The organism is Trinickia caryophylli, from assembly GCF_034424545.1.
GTDB classification, from domain to species: Bacteria; Pseudomonadota; Gammaproteobacteria; order Burkholderiales; family Burkholderiaceae; genus Trinickia; species Trinickia caryophylli.
In genome coordinates, this window is record NZ_CP139971.1 from 860,378 (window position 1) to 882,026 (window position 21,649).

The following is a 21,649-nucleotide window of genomic DNA, read 5'->3' on the forward strand; positions in this document are numbered from 1 at the left end:
TGATTGTTGTATGACGTTTGAACTCAAAATGCCGTGACAGCCGGCGGCGCGGTCATCCGGCACTGGAAAAAACAGACGGCGTCGTGAAGCGGCTTTGCCTCCTGGCCGATCTGCGCATGCGAGGTGCTCGGATAGCGCACGACGTGCGTCGGCACGCCGGCCGCAATGAGCCGCCCCGCGTAGGTCTCCGCCTCCACATGCAGGAGGTCGTTTTGCGCCGTGGCCAGAAACGTGGCCGGCAAGCCCGACAAACGCGACGACTCGAGCGGCGCGGCGTACGGGTGCATGCGCTGCGCCGCCTGCGGCAGGTACGCCCGATAGCTGGCGGCGCATTCGCGCGCGCTCAGATCGGACTCCACGCGCCGTTCGTCGGCGAGGCAGGTCATGCTCGGGTCGAGCATCGGGCTGAAGAGCGCCTGCGCCTCGATGCGCACGTCGCCGCGGTCACGCGCGACGAACGCGAGGCCATTGGCGATATGGCCACCGGCGCAATGCCCCGCGATCAGCAGCTTCTTGCCGTTTGCCCCGTACGTACGGCCCACCGCGTCCGCCCAGCGCGCGGCGCGGTATGCATCCTCCAGCGCGGTAGGAAACGGATGCCGGGGAGCGAGCGAGTAATCGACCGAGATGACCAGTGCCGGCAGATATTCCGCGAAATAGCGCGCGGCGGCGTCCGCATCGTCCAGCGAGCCGCGGGTGAATGTACCGCCGTGGAAATAAAGCAGCACCGGCAATGTGCGTGCACCGGTACGGCGATAAAGCCGCAAGCCGATGGGGCGCTCATAACCGGCAATCTGGATTTCGCTGACCTCGAGCGACGCCGGCGTGTACGGGCTACCGGCAGAATTGCTACGAGAGGGCGTAGTACGCATGATCGGGCGCGCAAAGCGCGGGCAGTTTCACAATGCTGCGAATTGTGGGTTCGGCAGGATTTCAGATAAATGCCTATAATCCGGCAACACAATTCACCGCTCCCGAACAATTCACTGCGCAGGCGGCGTAGCGCCACAAGCGCAAGCGCGACGCGGTGTGTCCTTTCCTCGGAGAAAAACGATGGATCGCCTCCAGGCCATGCAGGTATTCACGCGTGTGGTCGACACGAACAGTTTCACCAAGGCGGCCGAGACGCTCGATTTGCCGCGCGCATCGGTCACCACGATTATTCAGAACCTCGAGTCGCATCTCGGCGTGCGGCTCATGCACCGCACCACGCGCCGTCTGAGCTTGACGCCCGACGGCGCGGCCTACTACGAGCGCTGCGTGCGGATTCTGGCCGATGTGGAGGAAACCGAGAGCAGTCTGCAAAACGGCAGCAAGAAGCCGCACGGCAAGCTGCGCGTGGACATGCCGGGCGCGATCGGCCGCATGATCGTCATTCCGGCGCTCTGCGAATTCCACGACCGCTATCCGGACATCGACCTGCAACTCGGATTGTCCGACCGTCCGGTCGATCTGCTGCAAGAAGGCGTCGATTGCGTCGTACGCGTCGGCGCGCTGCAGGATTCGTCGCTCGTTGCGCGGCGCATCGGCCTGTTCGAAGGCGTGACCTGTGCGTCGCCCGAGTACCTCGCGCGTGCGGGCGAGCCGCGCACGCTCGAGGAATTGAGCCAGTTCAAGGCGATCAACTACTTCTCGAGCCGCACCGGGCGGATCATCGACTGGTCGTTCCTCGTGGACGGCAAGGAAGTCGAGGTCAAGATGTCGGGCTCGATCTCGGTCAACGACGCCGATGCCTACGTCACCTGTGCGCTCGAAGGCTTCGGGCTCATTCAGCCTGCGCTTTTCATGGTGCTGCCGCATCTGCGCTCGGGCGCGCTGAAAGAGATACTGCCCGAGTGGAAGCCGCTGCCGATGCCGATCTCGGCCGTCTATCCGCATAGCCGGCATCTGTCGCCGAAGGTGCGCGTGTTCGTCGACTGGGTGGCCGAGGTCTTCGACCGCTGCCCGCTGCTGAGCGGCCGGCAGAGTCTCGACAAAGCCTGCAGCAAGCGCACGTTCGAGGAACTCGAAAACGCGCCGCGCCTCGATACGCCCGTGCTCAGCGAGTGGGTCGCGTAACGCGATCGGCCTTCTCCTCGGCCGTATAGCGCCGGCCCGCCTCGCATCCGGGGGCCGGCGCTTTTCTTTTTCCGACGCAACAACTTGCGGCCGCAACGATCTCGCGCACCGCGCTTCCCCCGTCGATTTCACGCCCGACCGTAATCGAAGTGCAGCGTCGATCGACACGCCTCTCCGATTTCCGCGTCTTCGCAATCAATACCGATCCGCCGCAATCCGGGCTGCATGCCCTATGCTATTGCCCTCATTGAGGGCGCGGTTTTCATGCATCCACGAATTGTCTCGATGCTGCGAAAGCCTTGCGCATCAAAGCTTGGCGAGATTGTTCCGCACGGGCGACAAATCATTTCAGAATCGCGGATTTATCGCGCGGGGAGCCGCAACTACATTTGCACCTGTCCGGACGCCGAATCAAACCGAATGTCGGCACCGTAACCCATCGACAGGAGTACTCATCATGAAACGCACCACGCTCATCGCCGCACTTTTCGCTTCCGTGTTCGCCAGCACCGCCGCCTTCGCCGACGGCGGTATCGGCCACAATGGGTCTTATAACGATCAATCGTGGATCGGTGCCAGCACGAAGACGCGTGCGGAAGTCCGCGCCGAACTCGTTGCCGCCCGCAACGACGGCACGCTCGCCTCGATCAACAAGCAGACCTATCCGAACCTCGGGCTCGAAGGTCAAACGCAGGCCGCACGGGTAGCCGAACAGCACGGTGCCGAAGGCGTCGCGCTTGCCCGTCAATGAGCAGCCATTGAAAACGCAATCTCAACCGAGAGGAAAAGCCATGTTCGAGTCAGGTCTTTCGCTGCTCGACCATTGGGATAGCGACACGCCCGTGTGGAGGCCGTATTCGCCGCGGCAGTTGAGCGCCGCGGCGAACGCTGCCCTCAGCGCTGCGGCACTCCGCTGCGCCACTCGCCCCAATGCGTCGCGATATCCTGTACGAGCGGATTACCGGCTAGAAAAAGATTCGTGATCGCGGGCTGGAAGCCGCCCTGCGCCGCATAGTTGAGCAGATTGTCGGCACTCGTTTGCCCTGCATAGGGCCGATCGAAGTCGGAGCCCGAGCGCAGCACGGCCACCCGGCTCAGATCGACGCGATTCGCGCTCGCCGCGCGCGACAGCGCCTCGTAGGTCGAGTTATCTTCCTGCTGTGTCGTGCAATACACGCCCTTGCCGTCGGTCATGATTTTCGTCCATTGGCGCGCGCGCTCGCCGAGCAGCGTACCGGACCACCATGTATCGCCCGCCAGCGTGTCGCACTGGATCACCGTCGGCGGACGGTTTGCCGGCGCGTAGTTGTACTTGGCACGGGCCGCCTGCGCCTCAGGGCTATCGGAAAGCGTCACGCCGCGCGAGAGCGCGAACGCCGTATCGGCCAGCTTCGTATTGAGTTGGAATACCTCTGTCCGATAGTCGAGCGGCGGCTTTTGCGTCGGGTCCTTCGTGTTGATGCCCAGATATCCGGTAGTCCAGCCGGACGGTATTTCACGCCCGTCGAGTTCCCATTGAATGCCGAAGTCGACGAGATACTTCGCCCAGGCCGCCGAGCCGACCGTGCCTTGCGCCGGGTCGATGCCGGCAATGCCGGCGACGAGAAAATACGTTCGCCTCAGGTCGAAGCGCGGCGAGAATGCCAGCGCCATCGTCGAGGCCGCCGCATTGGTGTGCCCCATTCCGGTCGTCATGACGCAGACGTCCTGCCGGTTGCAATGGATCTCGGGATAATCGGGAGACAAGCCCGCAACCTTGATCGCTTCCCACGGGCCGAGACGGTCGAGCCATACCTGCCCTTCCGGCGCGAACATCGAAATGATCATGACTTTCACCGGCCGGCCGTGCGTGCGCGATTCCGCAAAGCTGCTGTTGTCGCTGTCCTGCGCATTGGAGGCGGTAGCCGCGCAGGCCGCCAGCGCCAGAGCGCCGATCGACAAAATGGAGCGAGTGAGCATAGGCGTTCCTTTTGATTCGTGATTGTGAAAGAAAACCGCTCGCTACTGCCGGCGCCGAATGTATTGCGGCGTCAGCGGGCTCAGTATAGGGCGCATTCAACGGGCCGTCGCGACACCATTAATAAGGGGGCGTTGTGTAGGAAAAGTGCACAGCGGGAGTATCCGTTGACGCGGCGAGCCGAGATCCCCCGCTCGCAGAGACCTTTTTACGGCTGACGCCTTCTCAAGAAATGACCGCTTTCGCAGCGTCGCTGCCTCTTCGAGCAGGAACCGCGACGACGGAGAGGTCAGGCGATCGTCATGTCACCTGCCCCCGCTTTGCGACCTCAGGCGCGAAAAATAAGTCGAGTTGCCGCGCATCGACGTTGCGCCCGGCACCCGCTCCCTGCTGCGGCGACTCAATGCGAAAAAAGTCCGGGCTTACGCCGGCATGCTTTGCGGCGAGCAGCCAATCGGGCATCGGGCCCTGCCCATTCCATTCGTTGCCGCGGGCATCGCGATAGCGCGGACGGTTGTCGAAATCGCGCTGAATCGAGTCCGCAATCGCTTCAGGCGTGATACCGAATTCCGCCATACGCCGGCGAATCCATATGATCAGCCGCTCGCGGGCTGCTTCATCTGGAATTCTTCCCTTCACCGTCATCAAGTGTTCCCTACCGTTGTCATTTGTCGATTGACAGTGCGCTCGCCAGCTGCCGCGCACCGCGAACAAGCAGATGCGGCTTACGCCGCACCGCATTCATTTGGCCCGTCGTTGCTTTGGTGCAAGATCCAGAAGAGGCTGCCCCGGAGTCCGGGCCGTTCTGACGTGGAAATTGCCGGTTCTCGAGGCTGCCCCGGAATCAGTGTACCGCAGCGCTTGGTACTCGCCGCTCCGTTTATAGCCGTCCGGGTTACCGCGTATTGAGACGAACGCCCGCTTCGACCTCCACGAGAGGGATGTCGCCTGCCTTCTGGCCGCTCGCACATCCACTTATCAATCGGGCAACTGCGGGCAACTGCGGGCAACGCCATAGCGAATCTTGCCCGTTGGACTGTGGCACAGACTGGGGTGGATTTTGGTATCTCGCCGCCAAATTTTCAAGCCCCGAACAAGCATATACGCTGCCGCCGCTGCGACTGTCCAAGCCGTTACGCCGTGGTCTCGAACCTGACGTGCAGCTTGGCTGATAACCGCTGACGCGAACGCTATTTCCGCTGCGCGATAAAGATATTTCAGCTTTCCCTTCAACCGATACATAGAAAGCGCTAAAGCACAAAGACCAGCGAATGCGGGTATTCGAAGTCCGGGGAAGCCGTAATCGACGTTTTTAGCAGCCGGTCGCCCAACCATGACAGCGACGCGGCCATGAGTGGTGCCACGAAAACCAGCCCAATGCTCTTGCGTAGGCCTCGCGTCGTTTACTCTCGCACAAACCACCAAACCGGAACGTCATCACTGGGCTCGCCCCCCGCCTTGCGCCATAGCCTCTCCCACTGCTTCGTAGAGCCACGGCGCCGGCGAGCGTCGGCCCACCTCGCATCATCCGCCCTACCCGCGATGAGGCGCATTGGGCTTGCCTTGCGGCGCCGCGCCGCCCTCCGAACGGGCGGGAGGCCCGCCATCGCCATCGTCGAGCCCGCCCTCGGGTTGCCCGGCGTCGCCGCGCACGACCACGGTGCGCAGCGGATTGGCGATCTGGATTCCGCGCTCGCGGAACCGCTTCAGAATGCGCCGGTTGAATTCGCGCTGCACGGGCCAGCGCGCCGTGTCGCGGCACTGCATCTGGCCAAGCAGCGTGACCGTTGCACCGTCGACCTGATCCACGCCCCAGAAACTGAAGTCCGACACGATACCGTCCTTGAACTGCGGATCTTCGCGCAGCGACGCACCGATTTCGCTCAGCGTTTGCACCGCGAAGTCGACGTCCTGATCGAACGCGATGGCGATTTTCACCGAAGCATTGCCGAGGCCGCGGTTCGAATTGTTGACCGTCGTCACCGAGCTGAACGGAATGGTATGGAGCGAGCCGTCGCCGGCGCGCAGGCGCACGGTGCGGATCGACAGGTACTCCACCGTGCCCGATACGCCCGCCACGGTCACCCAGTCGCCCACCTGCATCGCGTTTTCCATCAGCAGGAACATGCCGGTGATGAAGTCCTGCACGAGCTTTTGCGAGCCGAAGCCGATCGCTACGCCGAAAATGCTCGCGCCCGCAAGCAGCGGCCCGATATTCACGCCGATCTCGCTCAGGCCCGTGAGGCCGACCACGAGCGCGATGCCGATGAAAAGCATCGTGCGGAACATCGGCAGCAATGTACGCAGCCGCGCGGCCCGGATCAGATCGCCAGCCGCGGTCCATTTGCCGAGCCGGCGCTCGATCGAGACGTTGATCGCCTCCCAGACGACGATCGCCACCACAGCCGCGATACCAACCGTCGCGCAGGCCGACACGAGGCGCTTGCCCACGCCCTTCGCGAGGATCGCCTGCCAGGGATGAATGCCCCAGACCGAGAGCAGCAGATCGAGCGCGACGAGCACGATAGCGATCGAAATCGCCCGCCTCAGCAACGGGTAATACCGATGCGCGCGAGTCAGCGCGATCGAGCCCATCTGCCCGTCGCCATAGCGGAATATCCGGCCGAGCACGCCGAACGTGACGATCGCGACGAACCGCGCCCCGATCAGCACGGCCACCGACGCCCCACCCCGGCCGAGCAGCACGCGATAGCCGTCACGCACGTCGAGCGCCCATACGAACCACAGCGCCATGACCACGAATATCGCGAGGAAGGCCCAGGCGTCTGCAAGCCAGTGCCCGGCGAGCGACAGCCCACGCGAATGGGAGGTGGACGTGCGAATCCACTGCGCGACTGGCCGCCGTACCTGAAGAATCAGAAGCGCGACCATGATGTGGCCGATCAGGCTGACGGCCTTGACGATGCCGAGGTGCGCCTCGGCCGACAAGCCGAGCGGTACGGGCGCCTCCGCGAGCGCGATGCCCGTACCCACCACGACGACGAGGCGGTTCAGCCAGCGCTCGACCGACGCTGCCGAAGCGTCGGACATCGGCAGCAGACGCAGGCGCGGCGCATCGCAGGCGAACAACAATCCGCCGACGAGCATGATGGCGCGCGCGATCGCATACACCTCGATCAGGGTGTCGAGCACGCGCTCCTCGGCCGTGCCGTCATCGGTCAGAGCCGACATCGCGAGCACGGCAATGGCGATCGTCACCACCACCGGCACCGCCTTGAGCAGCGTATGCAGCAGCGCGAACGGCAGCCGCTGCAGCAGCGACCAATGGCGGCCCGCGTGGGCGGCGTTGCGCTGGCTGCGCGCCTCGCGCGCGGCATTCGGATCGATCGTTTGCGCGCCGGCCTGTTTGATCGCCTGTTCGGTTTCGGCGGCTGCCTGATCAGCCGCATCAGCCGCATCAGCCGTCTCGGCACTGTCGGCGACATTCGTTTCGTTCATCGCGCGCTCGCCAGCCAGCGCGTCGATTCGCTTTTTCATCAGGCGGCCAATGAAGATGCCTATGAGCCACGCGGGCAGCAAGGCCGCGCACAGCGTACCCGCGAGCGAGCGCAACTGCGCGCGGCCCGCCGAGTTCGAAAACTCGTTGCGCCACCACGCGCGCACCGAGTGCACGTCGAGCAAGGCCGCCATCGAGCGGCGCACGGACACGGCGGCATTGCGCAGGCTGACCGCCGTCTGGCGCGCGAGCTGAGACACGAGCCCGTTCTCGGAGATGGCCGCGAGCACCGCCGAGGCGCCGCTCGCGGGCGCCGCGGACGAGGCCGCGCTCGCCTGCTCCGGTGGCGCACTCAGCGCACCCGCCGCGGCAATGGCGCGCAGCGTGTCGGAAATACGCGCGCGCGACTTCGGATCGTTGATGGCGTCGAGCGCGCGCTTCGCCTCATCGGGCGTCAGCGTCACGGGCGAGGGATTGGACGCGCCGGCCGATGCCGCGGTGCCCGATGCCCCAGTGGGCGCGGAGGCGGCGGCAGCGTAGGCCACGACGGTCGACAGGAAAAAGAAAAATACGGCTGCGGTCAGTTTGCGCATAGACGTTCGGAACACGGCACGGAGGCGGCGGCGCCGCACGCCGTTTACTGCGCGCGGCGCCGCCCGGTATTTCGGTACGACCCCGGGTCGCGCCAGCAGTTCAGTGCAGCGCGCAAGGCAGCAAACACTGTGCCACCGCGGTATCGAATAACCGGGGCTACGTGCGCTCGAGCGTGGCCATTTCGCGCACGAGCACGAGCAGCATGGAGAGGCTCGCACCCGCCGTGGCCCGCTGCTCCGCGAGCACGCGGCCGTATCGATCGAGGGCATCGGCGTGCTTTTCCTGCCATAGGGCGACGATCGCCTGCGCATCCGCACGCGGCTCGACCTGCGCGAGCGCGCTCGCCGTCAGCGCCCGCTTGAGCCTCGCATACTCGGCCAGTGCCGAGGCGCGAGCGAGCACGTCCCAATGCGTATGGGCCGGTAGCGCGGCTGCACGCTCCACCACGAAGGCATCGCTCAGCATCGTGCCGAGGCAGAAATAGACGCCCGCGACGAGTTCGAGCGGATGGCCCGCAGTCGCCGCGATGTCGGCGATATCGAGCACTGAGGCGGCGATCCGGCCGTGCGCCACGCGCATCGCCAGATCGGCGTCCACCCCGGCCGCCTCGAGTGCCCGGCGCTGCTCCGCCAGCGATTCGCGCTGTGCCTCGGGCAGCAGCCGGTCCAGCTCCGGCCCGATGCGCGCCGCCGCGTCGCGGCAACGTGCGATCAGCTCCGCCGCGCCGTCTGCATCGCGCGCGGCCGCGTCCGCCTGCCAATGCCGCAGGAACCAGAGCGCCGAGCGCTCGACGAGCCCTGCCACGTCCACGAGCATGCCAGCCTGCACGTCGTCGGCCACCTTGTTGTCGAGCCCGTCTACCCGCTGCCAGACATCGTCGATATCGAACACGTCGCGCGCCATGATCGACGCGCGCACGATGTCGGCCGGCTTCGCATCGGTCTCTTCCTGAAGCCGGTGCACAAACGCACAGCCGACGCGATTCACAAGCGCATTGGCCAGATGCGTCGACAGAATTTCCCGCCGCAGCGGATGGCGTTCGCTCGTCTGGGCAAAGCGCGCTTGCAGCGCACGCGGGAAATACTCGCGAAACATGTCTGCGACGAGCGGGTCTTCGGGCAGCGCCGAGTCGAGCAACGCGTCATAGAGCCACATCTTGCTGTAGGCGAGCAACACGGCGCGCTCGGGCGACGTCAAGCCGGTCTTGGCCGATTGACGCTCGGCGATTTCCTCGTCGCCGGGCAGAAATTCGATCGCGCGATTGAGCCGGCCCGCCCGCTCGAGGGCGCGAATCAGCCGGACTTCGTCGTCCAGCAACTCGGCCGAGTAGCGGCGGGCGATCGACAGCGCCTGCGTTTGCTGATAGTTGTCGCGCAGCACGAGTTGCCCGACCTCGTCAGTCATCTCCGCGAGCAGCGTGTTGCGCTGCTTTTCGGTCATCTCACCGTCGGCCACTACGAGCCCGAGCATGATCTTGATGTTGACCTCGTGATCGGAGCAATCGACGCCGGCCGAATTGTCGATTGCATCCGTATTGATGCGGCCGCCCTTTTGCGCGAACTCGATCCGGCCCAGCTGCGTGAACCCGAGATTGCCGCCTTCGGCCACCACTTTCGCGCGCAGATCGGCTCCGTTGACGCGCACTGCGTCGTTGGTACGATCGCCAACCTGCGCGTTCGTTTCGCGCGCCGATTTCACGTAGGTGCCGATCCCGCCGTTGTATAGCAGGTCCACGGGCGCAAGCAAGATCGCGCGGATGAGTTCGTTCGGCGCGAGTGCCACGGCCTCGATGCCCAATACCGCGCGCACCGCCGGCGAAAGCGCAATGGTTTTCGCGCTGCGCGGGAACACCCCGCCGCCCGTGGAAAGGCGCGATGTGTCGTAATCGGCCCAGCTCGAGCGCTCGAGCGAGAAGAGCCGCGCCCGTTCCTCGAAGCTCGACACCGGATCGGGGTCCGGGTCCAGAAAAATGTGGCGATGATCGAATGCGGCAATGAGCCGGATATGGCGCGACAAGAGCATGCCGTTGCCGAACACGTCGCCCGACATGTCGCCTACGCCCACCACCGTGAAGTCCGTCGTCTGCGTATCGACGCCCATCTCGCGAAAGTGCCGCTTGACGGATTCCCAGGCGCCGCGCGCCGTGATCCCCATCTTCTTGTGGTCGTAACCCACCGAGCCGCCCGATGCGAAGGCATCGTCGAGCCAGAACCCGTAGTCGCGCGCGATCGCGTTCGCGTAGTCGGAAAACGTCGCAGTGCCCTTGTCCGCCGCGACGACAAGATAGGGATCGTCGCCATCGTGGCGCACCACGCCGGGCGGCGGCACGATCGCCCCCGCGCGCCGGTTGTCGGTCACATCGAGCAGCCCGCGCAGGAACATTTGATAGCAGCGTACGCCTTCGCGCAGCACCGCCTCCCGATCGCCGGCTGGCGGCGGGTTCTTGACGACGAAACCGCCCTTGGAGCCGACCGGCACGATCACGGCGTTTTTCACCATCTGGGCCTTCATGAGCCCGAGCACCTCCGTGCGGAAATCCTCGCGGCGATCGGACCAGCGCAGGCCGCCACGCGCGACGCGCCCGCCGCGCAGGTGGACGCCCTCGACGCTCGGCGAGTAGACCCAGATTTCGAACATCGGCTTCGGCTCGGGCAGCCCCGGCACACGCGCCGGATCGAGCTTGAAGGAAATGTACGGCAGCGGCTTGCCCGCCGCGTCGCGCCGGAAATAGTTCGTCCTGAGCGTGGCCGTCACCACGCCGAGGAACTGGCGCAGGATACGGTCTTCGTCGAGATTCGGCACCTGATCGAGGCCGGCCTCGATCTCTTTCTCGAGCATCTCGGTGCGGGCCTCGCGCGCCGCATCGAGCGAGGGATCGAAACGCGCGAGAAAGAGCTCCACGAGCTTGCGCGCGAGGCCTGCGTTGCCGGTGACGGCGCGCTCGATATAGGCATCGCTGAACGTGGAACCCACTTGCCGCAGATACTTCGCGTAGGCCCGCAGTATCGACACCTCCCGTGCGCCAAGTTGCGCGCGCAGCACGAGCCGGTTGAAATCGTCGTTTTCCGCTTCGCCAGCCCATACGTGCGCAAAAGCGTCCTCGAACAGCGACTTCGCGCGCTCGATGTCGAACTCCACCTCGTCGGTCAGTTCGAGGCCGAAATCGTGCACCCATGCCGAAGGCGCGCCTTGCGGCTCGATCAGATAGGGGCGCTCCTCGTCCACGCGCACGCCGAGATGCTCGAGCATCGGCAGGCTGCGCGACAGCGCAATCGATTGGCCCACCCGATAAACCTTGAAGCGGAACTGGCGCGGCGAGGCCTCGATGGGACGATACAGGTTCATCGAGAGCGCATCGGCGGCGCGCGCCGCCTCGACCAGCTCGATATCGCGCACGGCTGTGCGCGCCGCATAATCCTCGCGGTAGCCGGCCGGAAACGACTCGCCGTATTGCTGCAGCAGCAAGTTGCCCTGCTCTTCTCCGAAGCGTTCGAGCAGCGCGTCGGCGAGATCGTCCTGCCAGCGCCGTGTCACGTTGACGAGCCGCGCCTCGAGTTCGCTCGTATCGACTTGCGGCATCACACCCGTCCCCGTCCGCACGACGATGTGAATGCGCGCGAGCGGCGACTCGGACAGGAACGGCGTGAATTCGACGCTGGTACCGTTGAATGCGCCCGCGAGCAGCTTTGCCATACGCCGCCGCAAGTCGGTGTTGTATTTTTCGCGCGGCACGAACACGAGACAGGAGACAAAGCGCTCGAAGCGGTCGCGCCGAACGAAAAGCCGCGTGCGCTGATGCTCCTGCAGCCGCAGGATGCCGAGAGCGATATCGTACAGATCGTCCTCGTTGGCCTGAAAGAGTTCGTCGCGCGGGTACTGCTCCAGCACGGTGACGAGCGACTTGTGCAAGTGGCCCTTGGCCAGAAAGCCGGCGCGCTGCATGATGTTGGCGCACTTGCGGCGCACGATCGGAATGTCGGCGCTGGAGCCCGTGTAAGCAGTGGACGTGTAAAGGCCGAGGAAGCGGCGTTCGCCCACGATCTTGCCCGTCTCGTCCACGAGCTTCAGGCCCACGTAGTCGAGATACCCGGGGCGATGCACGGTGGCGCGCGAATTGGCCTTCGTCAGAAAAATCGGCATCGGCTCTTCGATGATGCTCGCGGCCGTGGCAGGCAGCGGCGTGACCTGCACGGCATCGGGGGGGCGCAGGTCGTCGCGCAGAATACCGGCGCCGGTGCCCGGGATCGGGCGCAGCCCGCGCCCTCCGCCGTCGAGATCGACGAGCGCGTAGTCGCGCTGGCCGAGGAACGTGAAATGGTCGGCCACCATCCATTCGAGGAACGCGCGGGCTTCGTTGCCGTCCGGCCCCAGATCGCGCGCGGACATGCGCTTGATGGTCTGCCGTGCGGTATCGATCATGCGCGGCCAATCTTCGACGGCCGCGCGCACGTCGCCGAGCACGCGTGAAATGTCGGCGCGCAGTTGCGAGAGGCGGGCCGCGTCGCCGCAACGGTCGATCTCGAAGTGAATGAACGATTCGAGCCGCGAATGACGCAGCGATTCGTCGTCGGGGCGGCCGGCGACCCCGGGCTCCACACGCTCGATCGCGCCCGTGGTGTCGCGCCAGACCCGAAACACGGGGTGAATGGCGGAGTGCAGCGTAAATCCGCAGCGATTGACCTCCATCGTGACCGAATCGACAAGAAACGGCATGTCGTCATTGACGATCTCGATGACCGTGTGGTCGGAGTGCCAGCCGTGCTCGTCCACCACCGGATTGTAGACGCGCAATACATGGCTGCCGGAGACGAATTTCCGGGCCGCCTGCCAATGCGCCATGGCCGCCCCATAGAGGTCGGCCAGACCGCGGCTTTGCAGATCCTGCGTATCGGCGAGTTCGTAGTAAAAGCGCAGAAAGGACTCGATGGGATCGAACGCGTCCGCGGGCCAGCGGCTCTTCGCGTATTCGACGACATCGGCCAGCAAATGCGCAACGGCTTCTTCGTTCTTCGCTTGCATGAGGTCCTCCGCAACGGGGGGCGTTCTGCTGGATTTCGGCCTGACGGCTGCGCCAACCGCATTATGCGCCGGGCAGTCCGGCGTGTCGCGGACCCTTCCCCCGGGGCGACGCCGGGCCAACCGGCACGCAATCGCCGTACCCAACGCCACACCCAACGCCGACGCTCGCGGCCGCCGCATGACCGCGATATGCCGCGCCGGGCAGCCCTCGCCAGCTTGCGCCCACGTATCTCAGAAAATTCGCCTGTGCCCACGCGCCGGTCGACAATACGCTCTTTGCCGACGCGTGCATCGGCTCCCCCTTCGGGGTTCCCCCATCGCTTTCGCATGAGCTGCCGCCGCCCGGTCCGCATCGAAGGAGAAAACCCATGCCGTATTTCACATCGGCCGATATCGATCAGTACTACGAAGTGCACGGGCAAGGCCAGCCCGTCGTGCTCGTTGCCGGCTACACCTGCGACCATACGTTCTGGAGCGACGTTTGCCGCGAGTTGCAGCCGCATCGGCAAGTCGTCGTTTTCGACAACCGCGCGGTGGGGCTCTCGAAGGACGGCGGCAGGCCGTTTTCCATCGACACGCTGGCCGGCGACACAGCCGCGTTGATTCGCCATCTGGGCCTCACCAAGCCGACCGTCGTCGGCCAATCGATGGGCGGAGCGATCGTGCAAACGATGCGCGCGCGCTTTGCGTCCTCGTGCGGGCCGAGCGTCATCGTCAACTCGACTCAGTTGTTCAGCCCGAAGGCGCAGCTGGCGCTGCGCTCGGCGCTTGCCTTGCGCCATGCCGGCGTCGACATCGATTTGATCGTCGACACCGTCCTGCCCTGGGTAGCAGGTAGCGCGTGGCTGGCCACCCCCGGCAACATCGAGGCATTCAAAACGGCGGTGAAATCGTCGCCGGCGCCGCAGACCGCGAGCGACCAGGCGCGCCAGCTCGCGGCCATCGAGGCGTTCGACGGACGCTCGCTCGACATTTCGCCCGCGCCGGCGCTCGTCGTCTCCTCGGCCGACGATGCACTGACACCGGTCGGGGAGGGCCGGCAACTGGCGCAGCGCCTCGGCGCGGCGTTCGTCGAAATCGAAGGGGGCCACGGCAGCGCCCTCGAGCAACCGGCACGTCTTGCCGAGCTGATCCTGACATTCTCCGAACGCTGGCAGGGCGAGCACCAAGGCGCTACGGCAGGCTGACCGGGCGCCGCACCGCACAGGCCCATTCGGCGATGGCGGTCGCGAGCCACCCGGCATCGTCATGCGGCAGATCGTGCCCGGCCCAGGAATGGATGCGATGCTCGGCATCCCAGGCTCGCGCGATCGCCGTGGAGCAGGCCGAGTCGACGAGCGCATCCTCGCGCGACGAAACGATCAGCACCGGACACGGCGGGGCCTCCCGCGACGCTCGAAACCGCGCCGCGGCCACCAGTTGCCGCAACGCGTTCGCGCGGCTGACGGGCGCGCTCCGGTAGATCGCAATCCACTGCGCGAGATCGGTATCGATCTTGTCGCGCCGCTCGCACGTGACGGCGTGAATCGCGGCTTCAGCCGCGCGGCGCGAGCGCCATCGCGCCGCCGCAAGCAGCAGCGCCGGCCACGCGCCGGGACGCAGCCGCGCGAGCGGCCCGCTGAACGGACGCAGGCTCGTATTGATGAGCACGAGCCGCTCGACCTCTCCCGGAAAACGCCGGGCCCAATCGACGGCGACCATGGCGCCGAGCGACAAGGCGACGAAGCGATAAGGCGGCGCGTATCCGCGAGCCGCCAGATCGCGTCGCACGAACTCGGTCATGCCGCCCACGGCCAACGGTGCCCTTACGGCGGCATGCTCGCCGCAGCCGGGCAGATCGACGCTCAGCACCTCGCCCTCGACGCCTGCCTCGCCCATCTGCCGCGGCAGCTCTGCCCAATGCCGCGCTTCGCGCGTCAGGCCGCGCACCAGGACCCAGGCGCTCATGGGCGGCGCCTCCTGTACCAATGCTCGATCGCCCGCGTCATCAACTGCTGGCGTCCGGCCCCTTCGGGCAGCCATCGTTGGGCCCCATAAGCGGCACGCGCGAGGAAGTCGAACAAATCGGCGTGGCGGCGCAGCACACGTTCGGTACGATGCGCCTTGATCGGATTGAAGATCCCTTCCCGCCGCAGGATCTGCATCGGATTCTTGCGGATCCAGAGCCACGAACCGAGCTCCAGCGTGAGCGGCAGGAAGATCGCGGGCGGCCGGGCGCGGTCGTATGCGTAGTCCCACAGGTCGCCATGCGCCAGATACTGCACGCTTTGCGGCTCGAACAAATAGCCGTGGTGCGGATGAGCGCCTTCGAGCATCGCCTTCAGCGCGAACATCTCGGGCAGATGTGCGATGTGCCGGGTGCATTTGGCATAGGGAAACCAGATGCTGTCGCGAAAGCCGTAGCCCGAATGACAGTCGAGCGCGAGACTCAACGGGCGAGAAATCAGTTCCTCCTCCACCACGCGCATGAGCAGCGCCGCCTCGTGCTCCATTGGGGCGCCATGCCGGCCGCGGTACCAGGGCAGCCAGGGGCCCAGGCGTTGCCCGCCCGCGAGAAACGGCACGCGCCCCTCGGCACTGTGCGGTGCGTTGCGCATCAGGTCGACCCCATTGGGATTGGAGCGCCGCATCGCCCACATGCCGCCGGGATTGACGATCGGCATGAACACGAGGCGAACCGATTGCAACTGCTCGTACAACAACTCGTCCCATTCGAGCCGGCGCAGCAGCACGCGCATGTAATCGAGCAGCAGTTGCGTACCGATCCGCTCGAGCCCATGGATTCCCGCGAAAAATCCGATGGCCGGCGCGCGCGGGTCGGTCGATCCCATCGTCGCGACGTGAACGGCGAACCGGCGGCCCTCCGCCTCCACTTCCCCGGCGATGCCGACTGCCATGTGCCCGCTGCCGGCGTCCAGAATGGCACGCAGCGCGTCATATTCCGCGAACGTCGTCTCGGGCAAGGAGGTAAGAATGGCCGTCATCGCATGAGCGCCGCGCGTCGGACTGACAGGTGCGGGCGCACCGCACCTCGATGCAATCAATATAGGTTGTCCGCGCGGCCATAGCGGTTCGTAGCCGAGGCATTTTTCGACGTCACGACGAAGGCGCCCGCACCGCGGCCGGCGATCCGTCCGAAGTAAGCCGCAGCCAGGGCTTGCGCCCACCAATTGGCTCCCTCGTTTTTTTGAAAATGGCTCTGATCGAAAGAGCCAAAGCTGGCTATAGTCCCCGTGACAGGCAACGCCGCGCAGGCTTGCCGCCGATTGCGACCGAGCAAACGCCAACGCGAGGAGAATACCGTGACGAATCTCGAACTGAAGGCCCGCAAAGACGCCGCGACACCGCGCGGCGTCGGTGTGATGTGCGATTTCTATGCTGCCCGCGCCGAAAACGCCGAACTCTGGGACATCGAGGGCCGGCGCTTCATCGACTTCGCGGCCGGCATCGCCGTCGTCAACACGGGCCATCGCCACCCGCGCGTCGTGGCGGCTGTGCGCGAGCAGCTCGACCGCTTCACGCATACCGCTTATCAGATCGTTCCTTACGCGTCGTACGTCGAACTGGCCGAGAAGATCAACCGCCGCGCCCCCGGCCAATTCGTCAAGAAAACGGCTTTCTTCACGACGGGCGCCGAAGCCGTCGAAAACGCGGTGAAGATCGCGCGCGCGGCTACCGGCCGCCCCGGCATCATCGCATTCGCGGGCGGCTTTCACGGCCGCACGATGATGGGTATGGCGCTCACGGGCAAAGTGGCGCCGTACAAGCTCAACTTCGGCCCGTTCCCGTCGGACGTGTTCCACGCACCGTTCCCCAACCCGCTGCATGGCGTGTCGACCGCCGATTCGCTGCAGGCGATCGAAACGCTCTTCAAGGCCGATATCGATCCCGCGCGCGTGGCCGCGATCATCTTCGAGCCGGTGCAAGGCGAAGGCGGCTTCTATCCCGCCCCGGCCGACTTCGTGCGCGGCCTGCGCCGCATCTGTGACGCGCACGGCATCCTGCTGATCGCCGACGAAGTCCAGACCGGCTTCGCGCGCACGGGCAAGCTCTTTGCGATGGAGCATTACGACGTGGCGCCCGACCTGATCACGATGGCCAAGAGCCTTGCGGGCGGCATGCCGCTTTCGGGCGTCGTCGGCCGTGCCGAAACAATGGATGCCGCCGCGCCCGGCGGGCTCGGCGGTACCTATGCCGGCAACCCGCTGGCCCTGGCCGCCGCGCACGCCGTGCTCGACGTGATCGACGAGGAAAAGCTTTGCGAACGGGCCGTCACGCTCGGCTCGCGCCTGAAAGCGCGCCTCGAAGCCTTGAAGGCCGACGTGCCGCAGCTTGCCGACGTTCGCGGCCCCGGCGCGATGATTGCCGCGGAGTTTCTCTCGCCGGGCACGCAGGCGCCCGACGCCGCATTTACCAAGCGCGTGCAGCAACTGGCGCTCGAGCGCGGCCTGCTGCTGCTCGTATGCGGCACGTACGGCAACGTCATTCGCTTCCTCTTCCCGCTGACGATCGAGGAGGCCGTCTTCGACGAAGCACTCGGGCTGCTCGAGGAAGCACTGAAGGACTGCGTCGGCGCGCTGGCGTAAGCGCTCGTTCTCGTTGGGAGTCGATATGCTCAATTTCGAATCGATCGAACTGAAGGACCCGTCCCTGCTGCGAACCAAGGCGTTCGTGGCGGGCGAATGGCAGGATGCGCAAGGCGGCGCGACGTTCGAAGTCCGCAATCCGGCCACGGGGCGGGTGCTGGCCACCGTGCCGAAGATGGGCGCCGCCGAAACGCGCCGTGCGATCGAAGCGGCAAACGCCGCGTGGCCCGCGTGGCGCGCGCAGCCGGCGAAGGCCCGCGCGGCCATCCTGCGCAAATGGTACGACCTGATGATCGCCCACGCCGACGATCTCGCGCAGATCATGACGGCCGAGCAAGGCAAGCCGCTTGCCGAGGCCAAGGGGGAGATCCAGTACGCAGCGTCGTTTCTCGAGTGGTTCGGCGAGGAAGCAAAGCGCGTCTATGGCGACACGATCCCGAGCCCCGCGAACGACAGGCGCATCGTGGTGGTCAAGGAGCCGGTCGGCGTCTGCGCGGCCATCACCCCGTGGAATTTTCCCGCTGCGATGATCACGCGCAAGGTCGGCCCCGCGCTCGCGGCCGGCTGCCCGATCGTCGTCAAGCCGGCCGAAGCCACGCCGCTTTCGGCGCTGGCACTCGCGGCGCTCGCCGAGCGCGCCGGCCTGCCCGCGGGCGTGCTGAGCATCGTGACGGGCGAGCCCAAGGAAATCGGCGGCGAGCTGACCGCCAACCCGCTCGTACGCAAGCTCTCGTTCACGGGGTCGACCGCGATCGGGCGGCTGCTGATGGCGCAATGCGCCGCCACCGTCAAGAAGGTCTCGCTCGAACTCGGCGGCAACGCGCCGTTCATCGTGTTCGACGATGCCGATCTGGACGCCGCCGTCACGGGGGCGATCGCCTCCAAATACCGCAACAGCGGGCAAACCTGCGTCTGCGCGAACCGCTTTTACGTGCATGAGCGCGTGTACGACGCGTTTGCCGAAAAGCTGCGCGCGGCAGTCGAACAGTTGAAGGTCGGGCGCGGCACCGAGGCCGGCGTCGTACAGGGGCCGCTCATCAACGAGGCGGCCGTGCAGAAGGTCGAGGCGCATATCGAAGACGCGCTCGCCAAGGGCGCGCACGTGGCTACGGGCGGCAAACGCCATGCTTTGGGCTACAGCTTCTTCGAGCCGACGGTGCTCACAGGCGTAACCCCGGCCATGCGCGTGGCGAAGGAGGAAACGTTCGGTCCGGTGGCGCCGCTGTTCAGGTTCGCGTCGGACGACGAAGTGGTCCGGCTCGCCAACGACACGGAGTTCGGTCTCGCAGCCTACTTCTACAGCCGGGACGTCGGCCGCGTCTGGCGCGTGGCCGAAGCGCTCGAATACGGCATGGTCGGCATCAATACGGGCCTCATTTCCAACGAGGTCGCGCCTTTCGGCGGCGTCAAGCAATCGGGCATCGGCCGCGAAGGCTCGCACTACGGCATCGACGAGTACGTCGTCGTCAAGTACCTCTGCCTCGGCATTTGACCCCGAGCCGCCAAGGCCGGCAGGTGGCGAAGCATTGGAAATGCCTTTGCCGCCGCCGGCCCGCGCTGCACCGATAGCCGACGACCCCTCCCCCGGCTGCGTCCATCGTTCCTGACTATCGACTCCGGCTGCGCTTTTTCGACACAGCCGGGTCATTCATTCGAAAAACGCCTCGAACCGAGCTGGAAACCGTTGCATTTCCACGCCAACCGGTGTTTTACTACCGCGGCCATCATTTTTGGCTTGGTATGCTTGGCGCCGCGCTCGCTGCCGACGCCGGCAGCCTTGAGAATCAACAGCCCCCGTGCGGCACGACCGCCATGGGGCACGACCAAACCGCTTCGAGGAGTCAACGTGAAGAAAATATTCGCCGCAGTAGCCATCGCCGCGCTCGCCGTTTCGGCGGGCGTTGCACAAGCGAAAGAATGGAAGGAAATCCGCTTTGGCGTGGACGCCAGCTACGCGCCGTTTGAATCGAAAGCCCCGGACGGCAAGCTCGTCGGCTTCGATATCGATCTCGGCAACGAAATCTGCAAGCGTGTGAATGCGAAGTGCGTGTGGATCGAGAACGACTTCGACGGCATGATCCCCGCGTTGAAGGCGAAGAAGTTCGATGGCGTGCTGTCGTCGATGTCGATGACGCCCGCTCGGGAAAAGGAAATCGCATTCTCGAAGAAGCTCTTCAATACGCCGACCGCCCTCGTGGCCAAGAAGGGCTCGCCGCTGAAGCCGACGGCTGACTCGCTCAAGGGCAAAACGGTCGGCGTCGAGCAGGGCACCATTCAGGAAACCTATGCGAAGACCTACTGGGAAAAGGCGGGTGTGAAGGTTACGCCGTACCAGAACCAGGACCAGGTCTATCAGGATCTGCTCTCGGGCCGGCTCGACGCCGCCCTGCAAGACAAGGTGCAAGCTGAAATCGGCTTCCTCAAGACGCCGCGCGGCGCCGGCTATCAACTCGTCGGCGAAGACCTCAACGATCCGAAGGTGCTCGGCGAAGGCGCCGGCATCGGTCTGCGCAAGCAGGACACCGACCTGAAGGCGAAGATCGACAAGGCGATCGACGAAATCCGCGCTGACGGCACGTACGACAAAATCCAGAAGAAGTACTTCGATTTCGACGTCTACGGCAAGTAATACGGCAAGTAATGCATCGCGGGCATTGCGGTACGGCTCGTCCGTGCCGCAACCCGGCCGCGCTGCTCGAGGCCCCGCGCGACGCGGGGCCTTTTCGTTTGTATGCGCCCGGCGGCGCACCGACGTACAATCGAATGCCTTGCGCTTTCATGTCCTTCGCGACCCCGCGGCGTCAGCAAACATGCAAACACGAATCCATCCGTTGATTTCCCCTTCGCTCGGCACCGGGCGCCATCTGCAAAGCTTCCATTACGGCCCGGGCGGTGCTCAAAAGGTATACATCCAATCGTCGCTGCACGCGGACGAACTGCCCGGCATGCTCGTGGCATGGGCGCTGCGGCGCAAGCTCACCGCACTCGAGGAAGCCGGCAAGCTGCGCGGCGAGATCGTCGTCGTACCCGTGCCCAATCCGATCGGACTTAGCCAGCACGTACTCGGCCAGATGATCGGCCGCTTTGAAACGAATTCGGCCAGCAACTTCAACCGCAACTTCTACGATCTGGCCGCGCTCGTAATGCCGCGCATCGAAAGCCGCCTCGGCAACGACGCCCGCGCGAACATGCAGGCGATCCGCGCGGCGATGCGCGAAGCGCTCGACGAGCAAAAACCGCGCACCGAACTCGAATCGCAGCGCCTCGCGCTGCAGCGGCTTTCGTACGACGCGGACATCGTGCTCGATCTGCACTGCGACTTCGAAGGCGCGATGCACCTTTATACGAACCCGGACCTCTGGGAGGACGTGGAGCCGCTCGCCCGCTATCTCGACGCCAAGGCTTCGCTGCTCGCCCTCAACTCGGTCGGCAATCCGTTCGACGAAATTCACAGCTTCTGCTGGTCGGAGCTGCGCGCGCGCTTCGGCGAGCGCCATCCCATTCCCAATGGCGGCATTTCGGTCACCGTCGAATTGCGCGGCCAAGCCGACGTCTCGTACGAGGATGCCGAGCACGACTCCCAGGCAATCATCGAATACCTCACGCAGCGCGGGATCGTCGAAGGTACCGCGGCGCCGTTGCCGCCGCTCGCCTTCGCGGCCACGCCGCTCGCCGGCACCGAGCCGCTCGTTGCACCGATGTCGGGCGTCGTCGTGTTCCGCGCGAACGTGGGCCGATGGATCGAGGCCGGACAGCCCGTGGCCGACATCGTCGATCCGCTCGCCGATCAAGTCGCCACCGTGACAGCGGGCACGCCCGGCGTGCTCTATGCGCGCCACCGGGCGCGCTTTGCCACGGCCGGCATGGAGATCGCGCGCATTGCCGGCGCAACCGCTTTCCGCACGGGAAGCCTGCTCTCGCCTTGAGCAACGCGAACGCGAACGCGAGCGAGCGGCGCGCGAACATACCGCGCCGGCA

15 protein-coding genes are annotated in these 21,649 nt (G+C 65.4%); 7 read left to right on the forward strand and 8 right to left on the reverse strand.

The features are described from left to right. Positions 1-23: 23 nt before the first annotated feature. Positions 24-872, reverse strand: a complete 849-nt coding sequence (locus U0034_RS23015) for an alpha/beta hydrolase (RefSeq protein ID WP_085229641.1) — start codon at positions 870-872, stop codon at positions 24-26. A gap of 181 nt (positions 873-1,053) precedes the next feature. On the opposite strand from U0034_RS23015, the gene U0034_RS23020 reads away from it, so the two are divergent. Both U0034_RS23020 and U0034_RS23025 read left to right on the forward strand, forming a co-directional pair. Beyond that, on the forward strand, positions 1,054-2,058 hold the full coding sequence (locus U0034_RS23020; protein WP_085229642.1) for a LysR family transcriptional regulator: 1,005 nt from the start codon (positions 1,054-1,056) through the stop codon (positions 2,056-2,058). A gap of 457 nt (positions 2,059-2,515) precedes the next feature. After that, on the forward strand, positions 2,516-2,809 hold the full coding sequence (locus U0034_RS23025) for a DUF4148 domain-containing protein (RefSeq protein ID WP_085229643.1): 294 nt from the start codon (positions 2,516-2,518) through the stop codon (positions 2,807-2,809). 143 nt (positions 2,810-2,952) lie between these two features. On the opposite strand, the gene U0034_RS23030 is transcribed toward U0034_RS23025, so the two are convergent. From U0034_RS23030 to U0034_RS23045, 4 genes are all read right to left on the reverse strand, one after another. Then, on the reverse strand, positions 2,953-4,017 hold the full coding sequence (locus U0034_RS23030) for a purine-nucleoside phosphorylase (protein WP_085229644.1): 1,065 nt from the start codon (positions 4,015-4,017) through the stop codon (positions 2,953-2,955). Between the two features lie 298 nt (positions 4,018-4,315). After that, entirely contained in the window at positions 4,316-4,720 is a 405-nt protein-coding gene (locus U0034_RS23035) for an H-NS family nucleoid-associated regulatory protein (RefSeq protein WP_233212012.1), read from the reverse strand. Positions 4,721-5,548: 828 nt separating this feature from the next. Next, entirely contained in the window at positions 5,549-8,065 is a 2,517-nt protein-coding gene (locus tag U0034_RS23040; RefSeq protein WP_085229646.1) for a mechanosensitive ion channel family protein, read from the reverse strand. A gap of 157 nt (positions 8,066-8,222) precedes the next feature. After that, on the reverse strand, positions 8,223-13,085 hold the full coding sequence (locus U0034_RS23045) for an NAD-glutamate dehydrogenase (protein WP_085229647.1): 4,863 nt from the start codon (positions 13,083-13,085) through the stop codon (positions 8,223-8,225). Between the two features lie 368 nt (positions 13,086-13,453). On the opposite strand from U0034_RS23045, the gene U0034_RS23050 reads away from it, so the two are divergent. Then, a complete protein-coding gene (locus U0034_RS23050; RefSeq protein ID WP_085229648.1) occupies positions 13,454-14,272 on the forward strand; it encodes an alpha/beta fold hydrolase in 819 nt (272 codons plus the stop codon). Here the strand turns inward: U0034_RS23050 and U0034_RS23055 are convergent. Beyond that, positions 14,259-15,032, reverse strand: a complete 774-nt coding sequence (locus U0034_RS23055) for an alpha/beta fold hydrolase (protein ID WP_085229649.1) — start codon at positions 15,030-15,032, stop codon at positions 14,259-14,261. The genes U0034_RS23050 and U0034_RS23055 overlap by 14 nt on opposite strands. After that, a complete protein-coding gene (locus U0034_RS23060) occupies positions 15,029-16,069 on the reverse strand; it encodes a M14 family zinc carboxypeptidase (RefSeq protein ID WP_085229650.1) in 1,041 nt (346 codons plus the stop codon). The genes U0034_RS23055 and U0034_RS23060 overlap by 4 nt, the downstream gene beginning before the upstream one ends. 318 nt (positions 16,070-16,387) lie before the next feature. Between U0034_RS23060 and U0034_RS23065 the strand changes: the two genes are divergently transcribed. After that, the gene (locus U0034_RS23065) at positions 16,388-17,671 is read left to right on the forward strand and encodes a 4-aminobutyrate--2-oxoglutarate transaminase (protein WP_085229749.1); all 1,284 of its coding nucleotides are present in this window, start codon (positions 16,388-16,390) and stop codon (positions 17,669-17,671) included. Between the two features lie 25 nt (positions 17,672-17,696). Continuing rightward, on the forward strand, positions 17,697-19,163 hold the full coding sequence (locus U0034_RS23070) for an NAD-dependent succinate-semialdehyde dehydrogenase (protein ID WP_085229651.1): 1,467 nt from the start codon (positions 17,697-17,699) through the stop codon (positions 19,161-19,163). A 152-nt stretch (positions 19,164-19,315) separates the two neighbouring features. Here U0034_RS23070 and U0034_RS23075 read toward each other — a convergent pair whose 3' ends face one another. Next, positions 19,316-19,546 carry a hypothetical protein gene (locus U0034_RS23075; RefSeq protein WP_139831207.1) on the reverse strand — a complete coding sequence of 77 codons (231 nt, stop codon included), beginning with the start codon at positions 19,544-19,546 and terminating at the stop codon, positions 19,316-19,318. Here U0034_RS23075 and U0034_RS23080 point away from each other — a divergent pair. Further along, positions 19,518-20,300: an ABC transporter substrate-binding protein gene (locus tag U0034_RS23080; protein ID WP_085229652.1), complete on the forward strand. Its 783-nt coding sequence runs from the start codon at positions 19,518-19,520 to the stop codon at positions 20,298-20,300. The two genes, U0034_RS23075 and U0034_RS23080, sit on opposite strands and share 29 nt — an antisense overlap. Positions 20,301-20,481: 181 nt before the next feature. After that, positions 20,482-21,597 (forward strand): M14 family metallopeptidase, encoded by a 1,116-nt coding sequence (locus U0034_RS23085; protein ID WP_085229653.1) that lies wholly within the window; start codon positions 20,482-20,484, stop codon positions 21,595-21,597. Positions 21,598-21,649: the final 52 nt, after the last annotated feature.